The 13,327-nt window shown below is 61.7% G+C and carries 13 protein-coding genes and 1 pseudogene; 7 read left to right on the top strand and 7 right to left on the bottom strand.

Annotated features, from left to right (window positions below; translation table 11 throughout):
* Positions 1–2: 2 nt before the first annotated feature.
* Positions 3–473 carry a cupin domain-containing protein gene (locus tag ABVK50_RS31250; protein WP_353646806.1) on the bottom strand — a complete coding sequence of 157 codons (471 nt, stop codon included), beginning with the start codon at positions 471–473 and terminating at the stop codon, positions 3–5.
* 136 nt (positions 474–609) lie between these two features.
* Here ABVK50_RS31250 and ABVK50_RS31245 point away from each other — a divergent pair, with 136 nt between their 5' ends.
* From ABVK50_RS31245 to ABVK50_RS31235, 3 genes and pseudogenes are all read left to right on the top strand, one after another.
* Positions 610–1,179, top strand: coding sequence for a TetR family transcriptional regulator (locus tag ABVK50_RS31245; protein ID WP_353646805.1), 570 nt, complete (start codon positions 610–612; stop codon positions 1,177–1,179).
* Between the two features lie 475 nt (positions 1,180–1,654).
* A pseudogene (locus tag ABVK50_RS31240) lies at positions 1,655–1,747 on the top strand (DNA-3-methyladenine glycosylase I); the annotation flags it as partial.
* A 489-nt stretch (positions 1,748–2,236) separates the two neighbouring features.
* Positions 2,237–3,097 carry an alpha/beta hydrolase gene (locus ABVK50_RS31235; protein WP_353646804.1) on the top strand — a complete coding sequence of 287 codons (861 nt, stop codon included), beginning with the start codon at positions 2,237–2,239 and terminating at the stop codon, positions 3,095–3,097.
* Between the two features lie 369 nt (positions 3,098–3,466).
* Here the strand turns inward: ABVK50_RS31235 and ABVK50_RS31230 are convergent, their stop codons facing one another.
* Positions 3,467–4,654, bottom strand: coding sequence for an MFS transporter (locus ABVK50_RS31230; RefSeq protein ID WP_353646803.1), 1,188 nt, complete (start codon positions 4,652–4,654; stop codon positions 3,467–3,469).
* A gap of 39 nt (positions 4,655–4,693) precedes the next feature.
* Here ABVK50_RS31230 and ABVK50_RS31225 point away from each other — a divergent pair, with 39 nt between their 5' ends.
* Complete coding sequence (locus ABVK50_RS31225) at positions 4,694–4,897, top strand: hypothetical protein (RefSeq protein ID WP_353646802.1); 204 nt, start codon at positions 4,694–4,696, stop codon at positions 4,895–4,897.
* Here ABVK50_RS31225 and ABVK50_RS31220 read toward each other — a convergent pair.
* From ABVK50_RS31220 to ABVK50_RS31200, 5 genes are read right to left on the bottom strand one after another with little or no spacing between them, the layout of a single operon-like run.
* Positions 4,887–6,170 carry a TRAP transporter large permease gene (locus ABVK50_RS31220; RefSeq protein WP_353646801.1) on the bottom strand — a complete coding sequence of 428 codons (1,284 nt, stop codon included), beginning with the start codon at positions 6,168–6,170 and terminating at the stop codon, positions 4,887–4,889. The two genes, ABVK50_RS31225 and ABVK50_RS31220, sit on opposite strands and share 11 nt — an antisense overlap.
* An 8-nt stretch (positions 6,171–6,178) precedes the next feature.
* The gene (locus ABVK50_RS31215) at positions 6,179–6,670 is read right to left on the bottom strand and encodes a TRAP transporter small permease subunit (protein ID WP_353646800.1); all 492 of its coding nucleotides are present in this window, start codon (positions 6,668–6,670) and stop codon (positions 6,179–6,181) included.
* A gap of 60 nt (positions 6,671–6,730) precedes the next feature.
* Positions 6,731–7,708: a C4-dicarboxylate TRAP transporter substrate-binding protein gene (locus tag ABVK50_RS31210; protein WP_353646896.1), complete on the bottom strand. Its 978-nt coding sequence runs from the start codon at positions 7,706–7,708 to the stop codon at positions 6,731–6,733.
* A gap of 5 nt (positions 7,709–7,713) precedes the next feature.
* A complete protein-coding gene (locus tag ABVK50_RS31205) occupies positions 7,714–8,805 on the bottom strand; it encodes an Ldh family oxidoreductase (RefSeq protein WP_353646799.1) in 1,092 nt (363 codons plus the stop codon).
* Between the two features lie 44 nt (positions 8,806–8,849).
* Positions 8,850–9,593, bottom strand: a complete 744-nt coding sequence (locus tag ABVK50_RS31200; RefSeq protein WP_353646798.1) for an SDR family oxidoreductase — start codon at positions 9,591–9,593, stop codon at positions 8,850–8,852.
* Positions 9,594–9,759: 166 nt separating this feature from the next.
* Between ABVK50_RS31200 and ABVK50_RS31195 the strand changes: the two genes are divergently transcribed.
* The 3 genes from ABVK50_RS31195 (at position 9,760) to ABVK50_RS31185 (ending at position 13,297) form a co-directional block, all read left to right on the top strand.
* Complete coding sequence (locus ABVK50_RS31195; RefSeq protein ID WP_353646797.1) at positions 9,760–10,845, top strand: GntR family transcriptional regulator; 1,086 nt, start codon at positions 9,760–9,762, stop codon at positions 10,843–10,845.
* 640 nt (positions 10,846–11,485) lie between these two features.
* Positions 11,486–11,722 carry a hypothetical protein gene (locus ABVK50_RS31190; protein WP_353646796.1) on the top strand — a complete coding sequence of 79 codons (237 nt, stop codon included), beginning with the start codon at positions 11,486–11,488 and terminating at the stop codon, positions 11,720–11,722.
* 879 nt (positions 11,723–12,601) lie between these two features.
* Positions 12,602–13,297, top strand: a complete 696-nt coding sequence (locus ABVK50_RS31185) for a LuxR family transcriptional regulator (RefSeq protein ID WP_353646795.1) — start codon at positions 12,602–12,604, stop codon at positions 13,295–13,297.
* The last annotated feature ends 30 nt before the right edge of the window (positions 13,298–13,327 follow it).

Raw genomic sequence — 13,327 nt, 5'->3', positions numbered from 1 at the left:
GATTAATCGAGTTGCGGACCGACGACCTCGAATCCGAACCTTTCCGCCAAGGCGGCCGCAACTGCTGGGTCATACTGAACGGTGGGAGCCTCGGCGAGGTCCTCTGCCGGGATGCCGCCTACCGCGAACATCTCCTCAAACCCGCCGGGCGTGACAATCACCAATGCCCGCGCGCCGCCGGGTTCAACCTTAAACGCGTGCGGAACGCCGCGTGGGCCCCAAACGACCGTTCCAGGACCAGCAACGAATTCCTCTTCGCCCTGGCGGAAGCGTATTCTGCCTTCGAGCACGAATATGGCCTCGTCTTCGCGGTGATGGACATGCAGCGGCGGACCAAAGCCCTCCGGGAAATGACCTTCCGTCAAGCCCAACGCGCCTGCCGTATCGGCGGCGCGAGCCTTGATGACCATCAGACTCCCCTGCCACCAGAAGCGGTCCTGGGTAGAAGCAGTCGCCGACGCCACACCGAGCATTTCTCTTTCCTCCCATACTAAAGCCGAGTTATAAGGTATCGAAATCCTGTTATGGGACTACAGTACCATAATGAACGCTCCAGTTCCATATGAATCAACCGGCCGGAAACTGCAAAAGGCGCGGACGCGCCGCGCCTTGATTGAAGCCACCCGTCAGTTGCTGGCCGGAGGAATCACGCCGACCGTTGAGCAGGCGGCCGAGGCAGCGGCCGTTTCCCGCACCACAGCCTACCGCTATTTTCCGAACCAGCGCTCGCTGCTGCTTGCTACGCATCCCGAGATCGATCTTGGAACGCTGCTCGGAGACAATCCTCCGACCGATCCCGAAACCAGAATCGACCTGGCGGTGAAGGCACTGGCGGAACTGACCGTGGAAACTGAACCCGAGTTGCGCACGATGCTGCGGCTTTCGCTCGATCCCGAGCTTGGTCCCCGTGAGCCTCTGCTGCTGAGGCAAGGACGTGCGGTCGGGTGGCTTTTGGATGCCATGGCGCCGCTAAGTGACCAAATCCCGCAGCCGGAGCTGAAACGCCTTGCTCTGGCGATCAGGGCCTCATGCGGAATAGAGGCGCTCGTATGGCTAACCGATATTGGCGGCCTGTCGCGTGAGGAGGCTGTCCGTCTAATGCGATGGTCGGCCCGTGCGCTTTTCCAAGCCGCGTTATCGGAGGCCTCTACGGCTGGACAGTCAGTTGCAGGCTCGTGAGGGTTTTTCGGGATCACTTGCCACTGGCGTTGGAAGCAATTACCGCAACAGGTAGACTGCGGCCGCGGCACGAACGTCCGCTCATGGAAAACGCCTCGAATGTCGACCTCTCGCGCAACCACGGCCTCCAGCGTAGTCGCCGGCGATGTCTGCTTGCAGGAGGCGGTAAAGCTGATCTCTACGGCAGGCATTTGGGCGCAAAGCGGAGACGGCGATCGGCAGGTTATAACCCTTCGAGGCTCTCCGGTCCCGTTCTGGCGGCTCGGAAGCGGATGTTCCCCTGCACTTAAGCTATTCTGATCCAAGCGGAAACTCGCATGCTCCGGGTCAGCTCACGGCTGTGGTCCGATGGAGAACGCCGACACCGCCGCATCCGGCAGCGATGATCACCAAAAGAAGCGCTTCACGTAGATCCGGAACGGCAACAAATAGGTGAAGGCAAATACCGCCTGCCTCCGAAGAGAGTTGTGGAAGGCGTAAGCGGGCCTGGACGTTCGTTTGCCCCACAACCGTCTTTGCGTTCATGCGGGCAATGGGTCTGGTCAACGATCACGCCACGGATTGCATCATACTCGCTGGCATGGCCGAAATCCCTGGTTCTTCTAGCCTCGTCTCGCCGAACTGTTGTGCCATCTTGACAAGCGCCACCTTCACCAGGGTGCGCGACTTGCGGACCAGCATTTGTTCCAGCCATGAACCCTACCCATGGCATTCAAATCAGCCAACTCTTCCTATGGAGCATTGGCCTGTGCGGCCTCGCCCATGCCGACGACGTCCCGCAGTTGGTTCCGGTCGAGATCGTTCCTGCTGTTGCGCCGCCTGCCGTTGAGGCTCCGGCATCATCGACGCCTCCCGCTCGGCTTCGCATCAGAAGCGGCATTATCGAGATCGAGCTTGGCGGCGGTGCGCCTCCGCATCGACCGCGGAGTCGACGCCGAAGCGCTACCGCGTCTTCTGGACACGCTTGGGCCTATTCCCGACGCCGCCGCCGAGTTGCAGCTGCCAGCACGTAGGGCATCGTGCTGGAACCAACGCCAGCCGGCGCTGTTGCTCATCGATGTTCGACGGATTCGTATTGCAAACGGTCGAGTTGGTGGACGCTACGCTGCGCGTGCGCCACGGGGGATCGGGCCCTCCTCTTCTCCTCCTTCACGGTCACCCCCGCACCCACGCCACCTGGCATCGGGTGGCGCCGCTGCTGGCAGAGCGCCACACCGTGATCTGTCCCGACCTGCGTGGCTTTGGCCAGTCCTCGATTCCTGCGGATACACCGGATCATTCGGGATCATCCAAACGCGCGAAGGCCCGCGACTGCGTGGAACTCATGGCACATTTCGGGTTTGAGCGGTTCGCGGTCGCCGGCCACGACCGAGGCAGCTATACGGCGTTCCGGCTTGCGATGGACCATCCGGCTGCCGTCTCAAACCTTGTCATTCTCGATGGCGTCCCGATTGTTGAGGCGCTCGAACGCTGCGACGCCCGCTTTGCCACTGAGTGGTGGCACTGGTTCTTCTTCGCCCAACCCGAAAAGCCGGAGCGTGCGATTATGGCGGATCCGATCGCTTGGTACGGTGGTTCTCCTCGCGCCATGGGAGAGGAGGCCTATGGCGATTATCGCGCGGCCATCACCAATCCTGCCGTCGTGCACGGCATGATCGAGGACTATCGCGCCGGTCTGGCGGTCGATCATCTGCATGACAAAGCCGACCGCGACGCAGGAAAATGCGTGGAATGCCCAACGCTGGTCCTCTGGTCACTGCGCGACGACCTCGAAAAACTCTATGGTGATGTGCTGTCGGTCTGGCGCCCGTGGACGACAGTGCTTGAAGGCCATGGCATCGACAGTGGCCATCACATGGCTGAGGAAGCGCCACAGCTCTTGGCGGACGCGATCGCAACATTCCTCGCGAGAACGTAGGTCGACGTTTCCGGCGTCGAGTCGGATCAACAGTAATAGAGCGGCCGTCTTATGACTTTCATCCAAGTCGCACCGTGGTCGTCATCCGCCGATACGGAAATCTCTAGGGCATTGCCTGCTGGAGCTCGGATCGTCTGGCTGTGCCTGCATCAGCGTGGCTGCACCTGCGCTGTCCAGCGCCAGCTGATCCGCTCGACTTCGAGGGTGAAGAGATTGTACTCATCAATGAGGGATATCGGCGGCCCGCGCTTGATATTGACAAGGCACTCCGTGGTCGGGGCTCTGCAGTGCATGCGTCAACAAAAGGCGGCGCTCATTCGGTCTGCCGATGATGGCTAGCGTTCGCCATTGATAACCTTCGGGTGAGGATCAGTTGTGGTCGTATTGGCAAGAGGATCCAGCGCCCCGGTCGGAGGCTGCGCTTCGCTTTGCCGCCAGGGACAGCGGCATCACAGCCGCCAGGATCAGCGCGACCGTACCGAGCGCAATTGTGATGCCAAAGTGCTCCGCCACAAAGCCGAGCATCGCCGGTCCGACGAAAAAGCCGGTGTAGCCCATCACGCTGACCGTGGCGACGGCGCTGCCGCGCTTGGCCGGCGCGGCCGCGCGACCCGCCATACCGATCGCTGACGGTGCGATGATCGAAATGCCCGCTGCGGCCACGAACAGCGCCGCCAGGGCGGGCATGATCGCGGAGCTCGTCGCAAAAATGGCGACCGCCACTGTCGCGACCAGCGCCGACGCTATGATAATGGCGTATTCGCCGATCCGCGCGGTGAGGAAATGGCCGCCGACCCGCCCCACGAACGACGCAAGGCCGATCGCTGCCGGCCCCAGCGCGTCAATTGTGGGGGCGGCCGCGAGGGAACGTTCCAGGTGCAGCGCGCTCCAGGATTGCAGCCCGTTTTCGGCGAGGAAGGCGGCGAACACGATCCCCCCGAAAAGTACCACCGGCAGGCTCAGAATGCGACCTGCCGGCACTTCTGGCTCCGGGTCGCGAAGCGGCGATGGCGGCCGGGTGACGGCACAGACCGCTTGCGCCAACATGATGGCCGCCACCGCGCCAAGGATGGCGGTCGGGCCGATCCCAATACTGCGGGCCAAGCCCGTCGAAAGCGCCGCGAAAAGATAGGCCGCCGAGAAGAGACCGTGCGCAAGATGCATGAAGCCCGCCTTCTCCCGGCTTTCGAGCTCGCTGACCCGTACATTCCCCATTATGTCCATAAAGCCGGAGGCCGCACCGACGACGAGAAGCGCGGCACCCAGCTCGATCGGATCATCAGCCAGCGTGGGGAGCATCGCGGCGATGCCAAACAAGGCGATGCTTGCCGGCAGCAGCCATGGCCCGAGCCTGCCGACCAGCTGGCCGCCGAGCATCATGGCGGGAATCGCGCCTACCGCGACGCAAAGCAGGGCAGAGCCGAGCGCTGCATCCGACGCGCCGGCGTCGAACTTCACGCGCGGGATCAGGGCGTGCCACGCGCCCCAGAAAACACCCATGGCAAGGAATGCCATGACCGGCGCGCGGATCGTGCGGAGATTGGCCACCAGGGACATGGCTCAGGACATCCATTGGGGAGAACTCGAAAGCGACCATTGGCGGTGATCGCACAAAGTTTCAGGAGGCGCACTTCAAACCTTCAAATCAGCGACTATAGCGCGCGCTCGTTCGTCTCGCTCGCGGCAGAAGCCGATTTTATCCGCATCACGGTCGTCGAGGCGCCCCACCTCACTGGCGGAAATATCCGTCGCAATCCGGTCAATCAAGACGATAGTTCAGGCGGGATGCTCAATGGTTGAAGACAAGATCGGGCACGAAGAGAACGATTGACGGCACGAAGACCAGAAGCAGCGATACGAAAGCGATCGCGGCGAACAGAGGCGCCGATTCACGGGTATACTCGCCGACCGGCACCTTCAGAATGGAGCAGACGGTATACATGGCGGCTCCGACGGGCGGGGTGAAGTTGCCGATCGTCGCAGCGACGACAAACACCACGCCGAAATGAACCGGATCGCCGCCAAAGTCGCGGATCAGCGGCAGGAAGATCGGCGTCAGCATGATAATGAGCACAGTCGCATCAATAAAGAAACCGCAGATCAGGATGAAGAATACGATCAGCATCATCACTCCGTTGAGGCTGTCGGTCACGCCAAGGATCGCATTGGAGACGACCTCCGGGATGCGCTCCAGCACGATGCCGTAGCTGAACACTGCCGACAGTGCGATGAGGAACATGACGGCGCCGATGTCGGAGAGAGTTCCCTCCAGCGCCTCGCGGGCAGGCTCCATCTTAAGCTTGCGATAGATGAAGAGGCCGATGAAGACGGCGTAGATCACGGCGAATGCTCCGATCTCCGATGGCGTGAAGACACCCATCCTCAGGCCGGCAAGCAGGATGACCGGAAAGAGCAGGGCCCAGATGCCGCCGGTCAACGCGCTGCCGATCTCCCGGGCCTTCGGGCGGGTCTCGCGCGCGGGAGGATAGCCGCGTCGTCTCGCGACAAGGGAGACGGTGGCCGCGAGTGCTGCCCAGAGGAGGAACGCCGGGACGAAACCGGCCGCGAACAGGCGTCCGATCGAAACCTGCCCGATCGTGCCATAGATGATGAAGCCGAGCCCCGGCGGGATGATCGGCGTAAGCACCGAACCAAACGAGAGAACTCCCGCGGCGAAGCCGCGTGAAATGCCGCGCCGGATCATTTCCGCGCCGAGTATCCGGCTCTGCATGGCCGCGTCGGCGATCGCCGAGCCGGAGACGCCGCCCATCAGCACCGCCAGCGCGAGCGACAGCTGGGCGAGGCCGCCTCTTAGGCGGCCGGCGATCACCGCAGCGAGGTTGAGCAGCTCTTCCGTGATGCCGGACTTGTTCATGAAATTGCCGGCCATGATGAAGAGTGGGATCGCCAGCAGCGCGAAGTTCTGCGTTTGCGAGACGGTTTGCTGGATGGGTATGGTGAAGGGCAGTTCCGGATGCTGGAGGAAGAACAGCGCTCCCGATATCCCGATCGCAAAGGCAACGGGCATGCCGATCAGGATCAGGACAACGAAGGCGACAGCGACGACCAGCATTGCGGCGCTCACATTACCGCAGCGGACAAGGGCGGCTGCCTGGCACGGAAATGGTCGAGAAGCTTGAGCAAGGTCGTGATGAGCAGCAGGGTCGCGCCGACCGGCAGACTCATCGTGATCCATGAATAGCTAATCGACGGAATGCCCTGGAAGCTGCGGGCCCGGCTGATCCAGGACAGCCAGGTGCCTGCATAGATGACGTACATCAGGAAGGCGCTGATCAGGAGGTGGTTGACGGTGACCAGCGCCTTTTGCACCGCGAGCGGGAGGTGCTGTATCAGGATGTCGATCGACATCAGGCCGTCACGCCGCCAGGCGATGTCGGCGCACAGGAAGCAGGCCCACGCAAAGAAGCAGGTGGCGAAGTCGATGGTCCAATTGAGTGGGTGGGCAAGCAGGCGCGCAATTCCGCCGCTGAAGATGAGCAAGACCATCATCATCAGCAGGATAGCGGCGGCGACGGCTTCGATCTTGCCGACGGCATTGTGAAATGTACGCATGCTGCCCGTTCCGGTTAGACATCAAGACGCGGACGGCCGTTGCGGGCCGTATGCATCGCTCTAACGCCCCATCTCCGCATCGAGCGCCTTCTTTGCATCGGTGATGCCTAGCGCTTCGTAGGCCTTCTCGCCTGCCTTGCGGAAGGCGTCGAGGTCGATGTCCGTGACGACTTCCATGCCCTTGCTCCGCAGATCGGCTTTGATCTGGTCATTGATCGTCGCGATCTTCTGGGAGGTTTCGCGGCCGGCCGTCCTGCATTCCTCGGTGAGTGCCGTCTGGTGCTCGGCCGGAAGGTTGTCGAACCACTGCGAGGAGACCACCTGAAAGTTGATAAGCAGGATATGGCCAGTTTCGTTTGCGTATTTCAGCACCTCGTAGAAACGACCGGCCGGAATGTTGGCATAGACGAGCTCGACGCCGTCGATCGCCTGCTGCTGGAGGGCGGGATACATGTCGCCGAAAGCCATCGCGACGGGCGCCGCGCCCAGCGCCCGAATCGACTCCTGCCAGATCGGTGCAGGCGGTGTTCGGATGCGCATGCCTGAAAGATCCTCTGGCGCGCGGACCGGCTTGTTCGTGAAGAAATGCCGTAATCCCTGCACCCAATCGAAGCAGACGACCTTGAGACCATGCTGCGTCGCCAGCTCCTCCTGCCACGTCTTGATCGTCGGAGAATCGGTGAGTTTCCACACTTCCTCCAGCGAATTCGCGAAGTAGGGACCGTTCATCACCGCGATGCCGGGAATGTAATTGCCGAGCCTGGCCGAATCCGTGTTCTGCCCGATATTGGCGCCTTGGCGAATCTGCTCGATGATGTCCTCCTCGACGCCGAGCTGCGCGCTATGGAAGACTTCGATCTTGAGCCCGCCGTTGGTGCGATCCTCCACGCGTTTCGCCCAATCCATGAAGCCTTCGTGATAAGGCTCCGTCGGCCCCAGGACATGGTTGAAGCGCAGTGTGTTCTCCTGCGCGACGGCCGGCGTGCTGCAGACGATGCCGAGGGCGAGCGCGGTGGTGAGGCCGTTCAAAGCTTTCATTCCTGTCATGTTCTCCTCCTTGTTGAATTATTGTCGTCCTTTCCGGCTGGCGCCCGACCCCTTAAAAATGGCAGCGCCAGGCCGTACCGATGCGCCAGCCGACGAAATGCCTCCTCGGTTTCGGGGTCGATGGGAATGCCGTCGCGCGCGCGGCGCTCCGCCTGCGCCCATTCGCGGTCGCCGGGCGCCATCACCTTCTCACCCGCGCGCGCGGGTGAGTTTCGCAGCATTTCGAGATAGCGATGCATGCCGTCGTCGAATCTCGCGCGGTCTACGAAGGCTTCGGGCCTCAGAGCCATCATGAATGCGCCGAGCTTGCGGGGTGTGGAGATGTCGAGGCCGCTCATTGGTAGCAGCTCGGCGCTGAGCTTCATGCCCGAAAGCACTGCGCTAAAAATTTCCGCTAGTCCGGCAAGGCCGGCGCCCTTGAAGCCGAATTCGCCGCCGAGCGGCGCCAGCATCTTCACACGTTCGGGATCGTCCGTGTCGAAACCGTCCGCCGCCGAAGCAATGCCGCCCGGCAGGCGCTGGCGAAGCGAAGCATAGAGTTTGACTCGGTTGTAGGGGATCGCGCTCGTCGCCAGGTCGAGGAGCCAGGGGCGATCTCCCGCGACCGGCACTGCGCAGGCAATCGGGTTGGTGCCGTGGAAACGGGCAGCGCCACCGTGCAACCGCACGAAACTGTCGGAGTTGCAGAATGCAAGGCCGATCAGGCCCGAATCTGCCGCTTCCATCGCGAAGGCGCCGGCGGCTCCGAAATGCGAGGAATTGCAGATAGAGACGGCGCCGACGCCGAACTTTCTGGCCAACCCGATTGCGTGTTCCATCCCGCGATAGGCGCCGAGCGCGCCGTGGCCGTCGTCGGCGTCGAGCGATGCGACGGCGCCGAACCCGTGCGAAATGCGCACTGACGGACGCGGGTTGACGCGCCCGCCTCCGATGACGCGCACGTAGTGGTCGAGCAGCCGCACGCCGTGGCTGTCCACGCCAAGCAGCGAGCCGTGCATCATTGCCTTCGTCGCCGCGTCCGCAGTCGGCTCGTCGGCGCCTGCGGCCAACAGCGCGGACCTGCAGAAGGCCTCGGTCGGGCCGCTCATTGCCCGAACGACTGCATCTTCCGTCAAGTTCGGCGCAGGGTGGCTCACAGCGTCTGGCCTCCGTCCACCGCCATGACGGTTCCCGTCGTAAAGGCTGACTCGTCGCTGGCGAGATAGATAGCCGCCGCCGCAATCTCCTCGGGTTTGCCAAGCCGGCCCATCGGCTGCCTCTCGATAAACAACCGCCGTGTTTTCTCAGGGTCAGCCGTCGCCCCGATACGCTCCTCCAGCGAGGGCGAGGCAGTGGTGCCTGGGCAAAGCGCATTGCAGCGCACCCCGCTCGTGATGAAGTCGCGCGCTACCGCCTTCGTCAGCCCGATGACTGCCGCCTTGCTGGCGCCGTATGCGGCCCGGTTCGCCACGCCGGTGATGCTGGAGGCAACGGACGCGACATTCACGATCGAGCCTGAACCGCGCTCCAGCATGTCGGGAAGCACAGCGCGGATCGTGTGAAACATCGAGGTGACGTTCTGATCGAAGCTCCTGGACCAGTCGTCCTGGTCCGTATCGAGTATCGTGCCGTTGTGGACCCATCCGGCGCAGTTGAAGAGGATGTCGATCCTGCCGGCATTTTCCGCCGCCTTTCTGACGGCCGCGGCATCCGTCACGTCCAGCGCGAGCGGGTGGATGCGGCCTGACAACCCCGGGAGGTCGTCCATCTTGGCGAACGTTCTGCTCGCCGCGACCACCAAGGCGCCTTCCTCCGCGAACGCAAGTGTGACGGCGCGGCCTATGCCCTGGCCTGCACCCGTCACGAACGCGCGTTTGCCCGCAAGGCGGCTCCCCATGGGCGTGCTCCTTCGCAGCTGGCGTCCTTGTCTATATTAGACGGTACTGTGTGTACACTAGACATCCTCTCAGCCGCTTGGCAAGTTTAAAGAACGTCGTCGATCACGTTGCGGTGCAGTCGGCCGCCGGCCATTGTCCTGAGGAGATTCGGCAAGGGAGCATTAAATGGTGAGAAGAGCCGCCGCTCGCGACAGCGAAACGGAACCCGTAGCCGGTTCGTCCCCGCGGCTTTACCAGCGCCTGTTCAGGATACTTGCCGGCCAGATCGACCACGGAACGCTGCCCGTCGGGGTGCCGCTGACGGAGACTTCGCTCGCCGCGCGTTTTGGGATCAGCCGGGCGCCGGTCCGGCGCGCCCTCACGGAACTCGTTGAGGCAGGGCTGGTCGAAAAGGCCACGCCTAGGGGATATGCGGTCAAGAGCGATCGCAAGGCAACAAGCACCGAATCCTGGCATGACGAAAAGGGCGAAACTGCGGATCGCAAACTGGTTTCGATGCCGAGCTGGGAGCGGATCTATGGCGACGTGGAAAGCGAGATCATCGCGCGGATATCATTTGCCTCCTGGCGCGTGAACGAGGCCGAACTCGCTCGCCACTACAGGGTGAGCCGGACCGTCGCCCGCGACGTGATCGGGCGCCTCCAGCAACGTGGCGTGGTGCAGAAGGACGACCGCTCACGCTGGTTCGCGCCGGGCCTGACGCCCGTTCACGTCGGAGAACTTTATGAGTTGCGCTGGCTGCTAGAGCCGGTCGCGCTGATCAAGGCCGCGCCGAACATTCCAAAACCCGTTCTTGAGGAAGTGCGAGACAATCTCCTCGAGGCAATCGCGCATGCTTCCAATGTGACCGGTACGACGCTCGACCACCGGGAGCACGACCTTCATGTTGTGTTGCTCGGCTACTGCGGCAACCCGACTCTGATGCAGGCGATCACGCTTCATCAGTCGCTACTGATCGCGCATCGGTTCCTCTACCGCTGGACCTCGCGGCTGTTCGAGACGGAGCCGTTTCTCCCCGAACATCTGCAAGTGCTCGACCGGCTGAAGGCGGGGCATGTCAAGGACGCGGCAAAGGCGCTTGAAAGCCACCTTAAGGATTCGCGGGAGCGTGCGATCGCCCGTATCGAAGTGATAGCCAGCGGCTCGCAGCCTGACCCGCTCAGCTATCTGGAGCGGGTTTCACTCTCCGGAACCGAAAGAGCTCACAATTCACAGGCGGTCGGCTGGAACGGTGGTCGCGGTCTTTTCTAGTCCGATCTTGCGCCGAAGGGTGGCGACTTCCCGTGAGCCGACGTTCCTCAGCCGACGTGCCTTCCCGACAGCTGACATCCAGCGGGACCGCAATTCCGGACCCAGAACGGTCGTTTCCATATGGACATGCCGCCCGTCGAACACGATCAGTCGTATCACGCTATTGTTGCGCTCGCGGAGTCGCCGTTCCGCTGTCTCCGCCATCCGATGACGATCCCTCGCGCAAAATTGGGAGCCTAGCGTTTCTCCTTCCTCCCTTGGGCTACGGAGGACGACTCGGCTGACTCCATTCCGTTTACCTAGTCTGCTGCGGCCCGCAGCTCTGGTCCGATGCGGCCTGGCAGAAGTCCTCGGCTTTAGCTTGAGAGCCCAACGAAATCATCACTCCGGATTTCTAGGGTCACGCGTTGCGAGATCGATTGTTTTCCAAGTAATGTTTTGCAAGTATTGATTTACGTGCAACTTGCGCGGCGGGACGTCTCCAATCCCGCCGACACAAAGCCGCTCGATGGCCAGGGACGACACGACAATATCCTGGGCGTAACGCCCACGGATCGTGGCTCACCTCTCGTGAGTTCCCAACGTCCGGCCTTGCGGTGCGCAGCCGCCCGCGCCGGACCTGACCGCGGGAGGTTTTAGCGTGGCAAAAATTCACTTCGACGCATTGTGCGCCGGTGACGCAGGCAATAGCAATCTAACGGTCTGGGAGCTGGCCGATCCCGAGGCTGCGGCCTTGGCCGCGCTTGATATTTATGGATCGAGCGCGGCGACTGCCGCCGCTTGGTGCGCATTGACAGCCCATTTCGACGGCCGCGAAGGCGATTATCGCTTCTGGTGCCGAGTGTTCTCGAAACTAGGCGACGGTGCTCCCCCTTGAAGACGGTCAGCGCTTGAGGATCTTGCTTAGGAACAGCCGCGCGCTCGTTGCACGGCTAGAGCACGCGACAAAGCCTGCTCTCGGTGGGCTGGGAGGCCAATTCAACCGCGGCGTCTACTCGGTTTTCACCGCACGTAACAGATGGCCTTCCGCCATAGTCATCTATCGCAACCTGTGACGTCGCCACCCCCGTCTAATCGGTCGATGTCACTTTCCAATCACGATCGCTGGACCTTGCACGTATGCCCCGGCGCATCCCACTGCCGCCAGCGCAGTGACATCACTCGCAACAGGCACACAAGGGTAATAACTGGAGTCGCACACTTGGGCGGGCACAAATGCACTCGCAAAACAGCGCAGCGACTATAACCGATCGACCATTCATATTCTCCTTTCACCTGCGCAGGTGATCGGGAGAGCCTGTCGGTTTCTTGCATTTGGCGCAAACGCCGTTCCCTACATGCTGATATTTTTCATCATGCGGCGGTCGCGCCCGTCCCGATACACTCGCATTAGTTGAGATTTAGAGTGCAGGAAGGTTGCCGGCCCCAACAACTTTCGTCCGGCAGAGCTGTGCACTGGGGAGGGACAACCGCCGGGTCCGGGCCGTCCGGAGACTGGATATGTGAAGCTTTTGTGTCGATCCGGCAAAAAATATGTCGTTTCCGTAACGAACCGTTTGCTAGGCCGTTTTTTCTGCACATCGCGGCCCGACGCTAGAGCCGGGACAGCCTTCCCGACGAGCCGAAGCCTGCTATAAGGTGACTAGGGAAATCCCCTTAGCGCATCTATCACGGGGCCGGATGAAGACCATCTCCAATCAATTGCCGGAGCACAAGCAGGAGCTGAATTCCTGTCTTTCGAAGGGGTAGATGGGGAATGTCTTCAGCGATTCTTGATACTCTTCGCACTGCCACCGATACGGCCACTGCCGTCGAGGTCGTTCGGAATGCATTCAATGTGCACGCCGTCTACCATCTTGCGAATACGCCGACCGGCAACGTCGATTCCCCATTCGTGCGAACCACATATCCGGCCGCCTGGGTTTCAAGGTATCTGCTGGGAAGTTACGTCAAAGTTGACCCGATTGTCAGAGCCGGATTGGAGCGCGTTCTTCCGTTTGACTGGTCCGAAGTGAGCGTGACCCCAGAAGCGCTGCCGATGATGCGGGACGCCGAGGAGCATGGTCTCGGCACTTCCGGTTATACTATTCCAGTGATTGACCGGCTCGGGCGCAGAGCGCTGTTTTCTGTCAACGCCACGTTCAGTGGGGAAGATTGGCGTGAATTCATCCAGGCCAACCAGGCCATGCTGATCGAGGTTGCACATGTTATTCACCAGATCGCGCTGAGAGAAATCTACGGCGACACCGAACCGCCGCGGCTCACCGCGCGCGAGCGCGAGGTTCTGACCTGGACAGCGCGCGGCAAGGACTACAAGGCCATCGCTCAGATTATCGGGATCTCGCACCACACCACGAAGGCCTATTTGAAGTCAGCGCGCTACAAACTTGATTGCACGAGCAATGCGCAGGCCGTCGCCAAGGCAACTTCGCTGCGGCTCATTTCCGATTAAGAACTACCCCCATATGGGCGTGCCTCTCTG

The sequence above is a fragment of the Mesorhizobium sp. WSM2240 genome, assembly GCF_040438645.1.
Taxonomy (GTDB): domain Bacteria; phylum Pseudomonadota; class Alphaproteobacteria; order Rhizobiales; family Rhizobiaceae; genus Allomesorhizobium.
Note: the sequence above shows the minus strand (reverse complement) of the source record. Positions and strands in the feature narration are given on the sequence as shown.

What these genes read in the sequence shown, in the direction of transcription:
- ABVK50_RS31250 (WP_353646806.1), bottom strand. Translation starts at nt 473, where the DNA reads ATGCTCGGTGTGGCGTCGGCGACTGCTTCTACCCAGGACCGCTTCTGG.
- ABVK50_RS31235 (WP_353646804.1), top strand. Translation starts at nt 2,237, where the DNA reads ATGTTCGACGGATTCGTATTGCAAACGGTCGAGTTGGTGGACGCTACG.
- ABVK50_RS31230 (WP_353646803.1), bottom strand. Translation starts at nt 4,654, where the DNA reads ATGTCCCTGGTGGCCAATCTCCGCACGATCCGCGCGCCGGTCATGGCA.
- ABVK50_RS31220 (WP_353646801.1), bottom strand. Translation starts at nt 6,170, where the DNA reads ATGCTGGTCGTCGCTGTCGCCTTCGTTGTCCTGATCCTGATCGGCATG.
- ABVK50_RS31215 (WP_353646800.1), bottom strand. Translation starts at nt 6,670, where the DNA reads ATGCGTACATTTCACAATGCCGTCGGCAAGATCGAAGCCGTCGCCGCC.
- ABVK50_RS31210 (WP_353646896.1), bottom strand. Translation starts at nt 7,708, where the DNA reads ATGAAAGCTTTGAACGGCCTCACCACCGCGCTCGCCCTCGGCATCGTC.
- ABVK50_RS31205 (WP_353646799.1), bottom strand. Translation starts at nt 8,805, where the DNA reads ATGAGCGGCCCGACCGAGGCCTTCTGCAGGTCCGCGCTGTTGGCCGCA.
- ABVK50_RS31200 (WP_353646798.1), bottom strand. Translation starts at nt 9,593, where the DNA reads ATGGGGAGCCGCCTTGCGGGCAAACGCGCGTTCGTGACGGGTGCAGGC.
- ABVK50_RS31195 (WP_353646797.1), top strand. Translation starts at nt 9,760, where the DNA reads ATGGTGAGAAGAGCCGCCGCTCGCGACAGCGAAACGGAACCCGTAGCC.
- ABVK50_RS31185 (WP_353646795.1), top strand. Translation starts at nt 12,602, where the DNA reads ATGTCTTCAGCGATTCTTGATACTCTTCGCACTGCCACCGATACGGCC.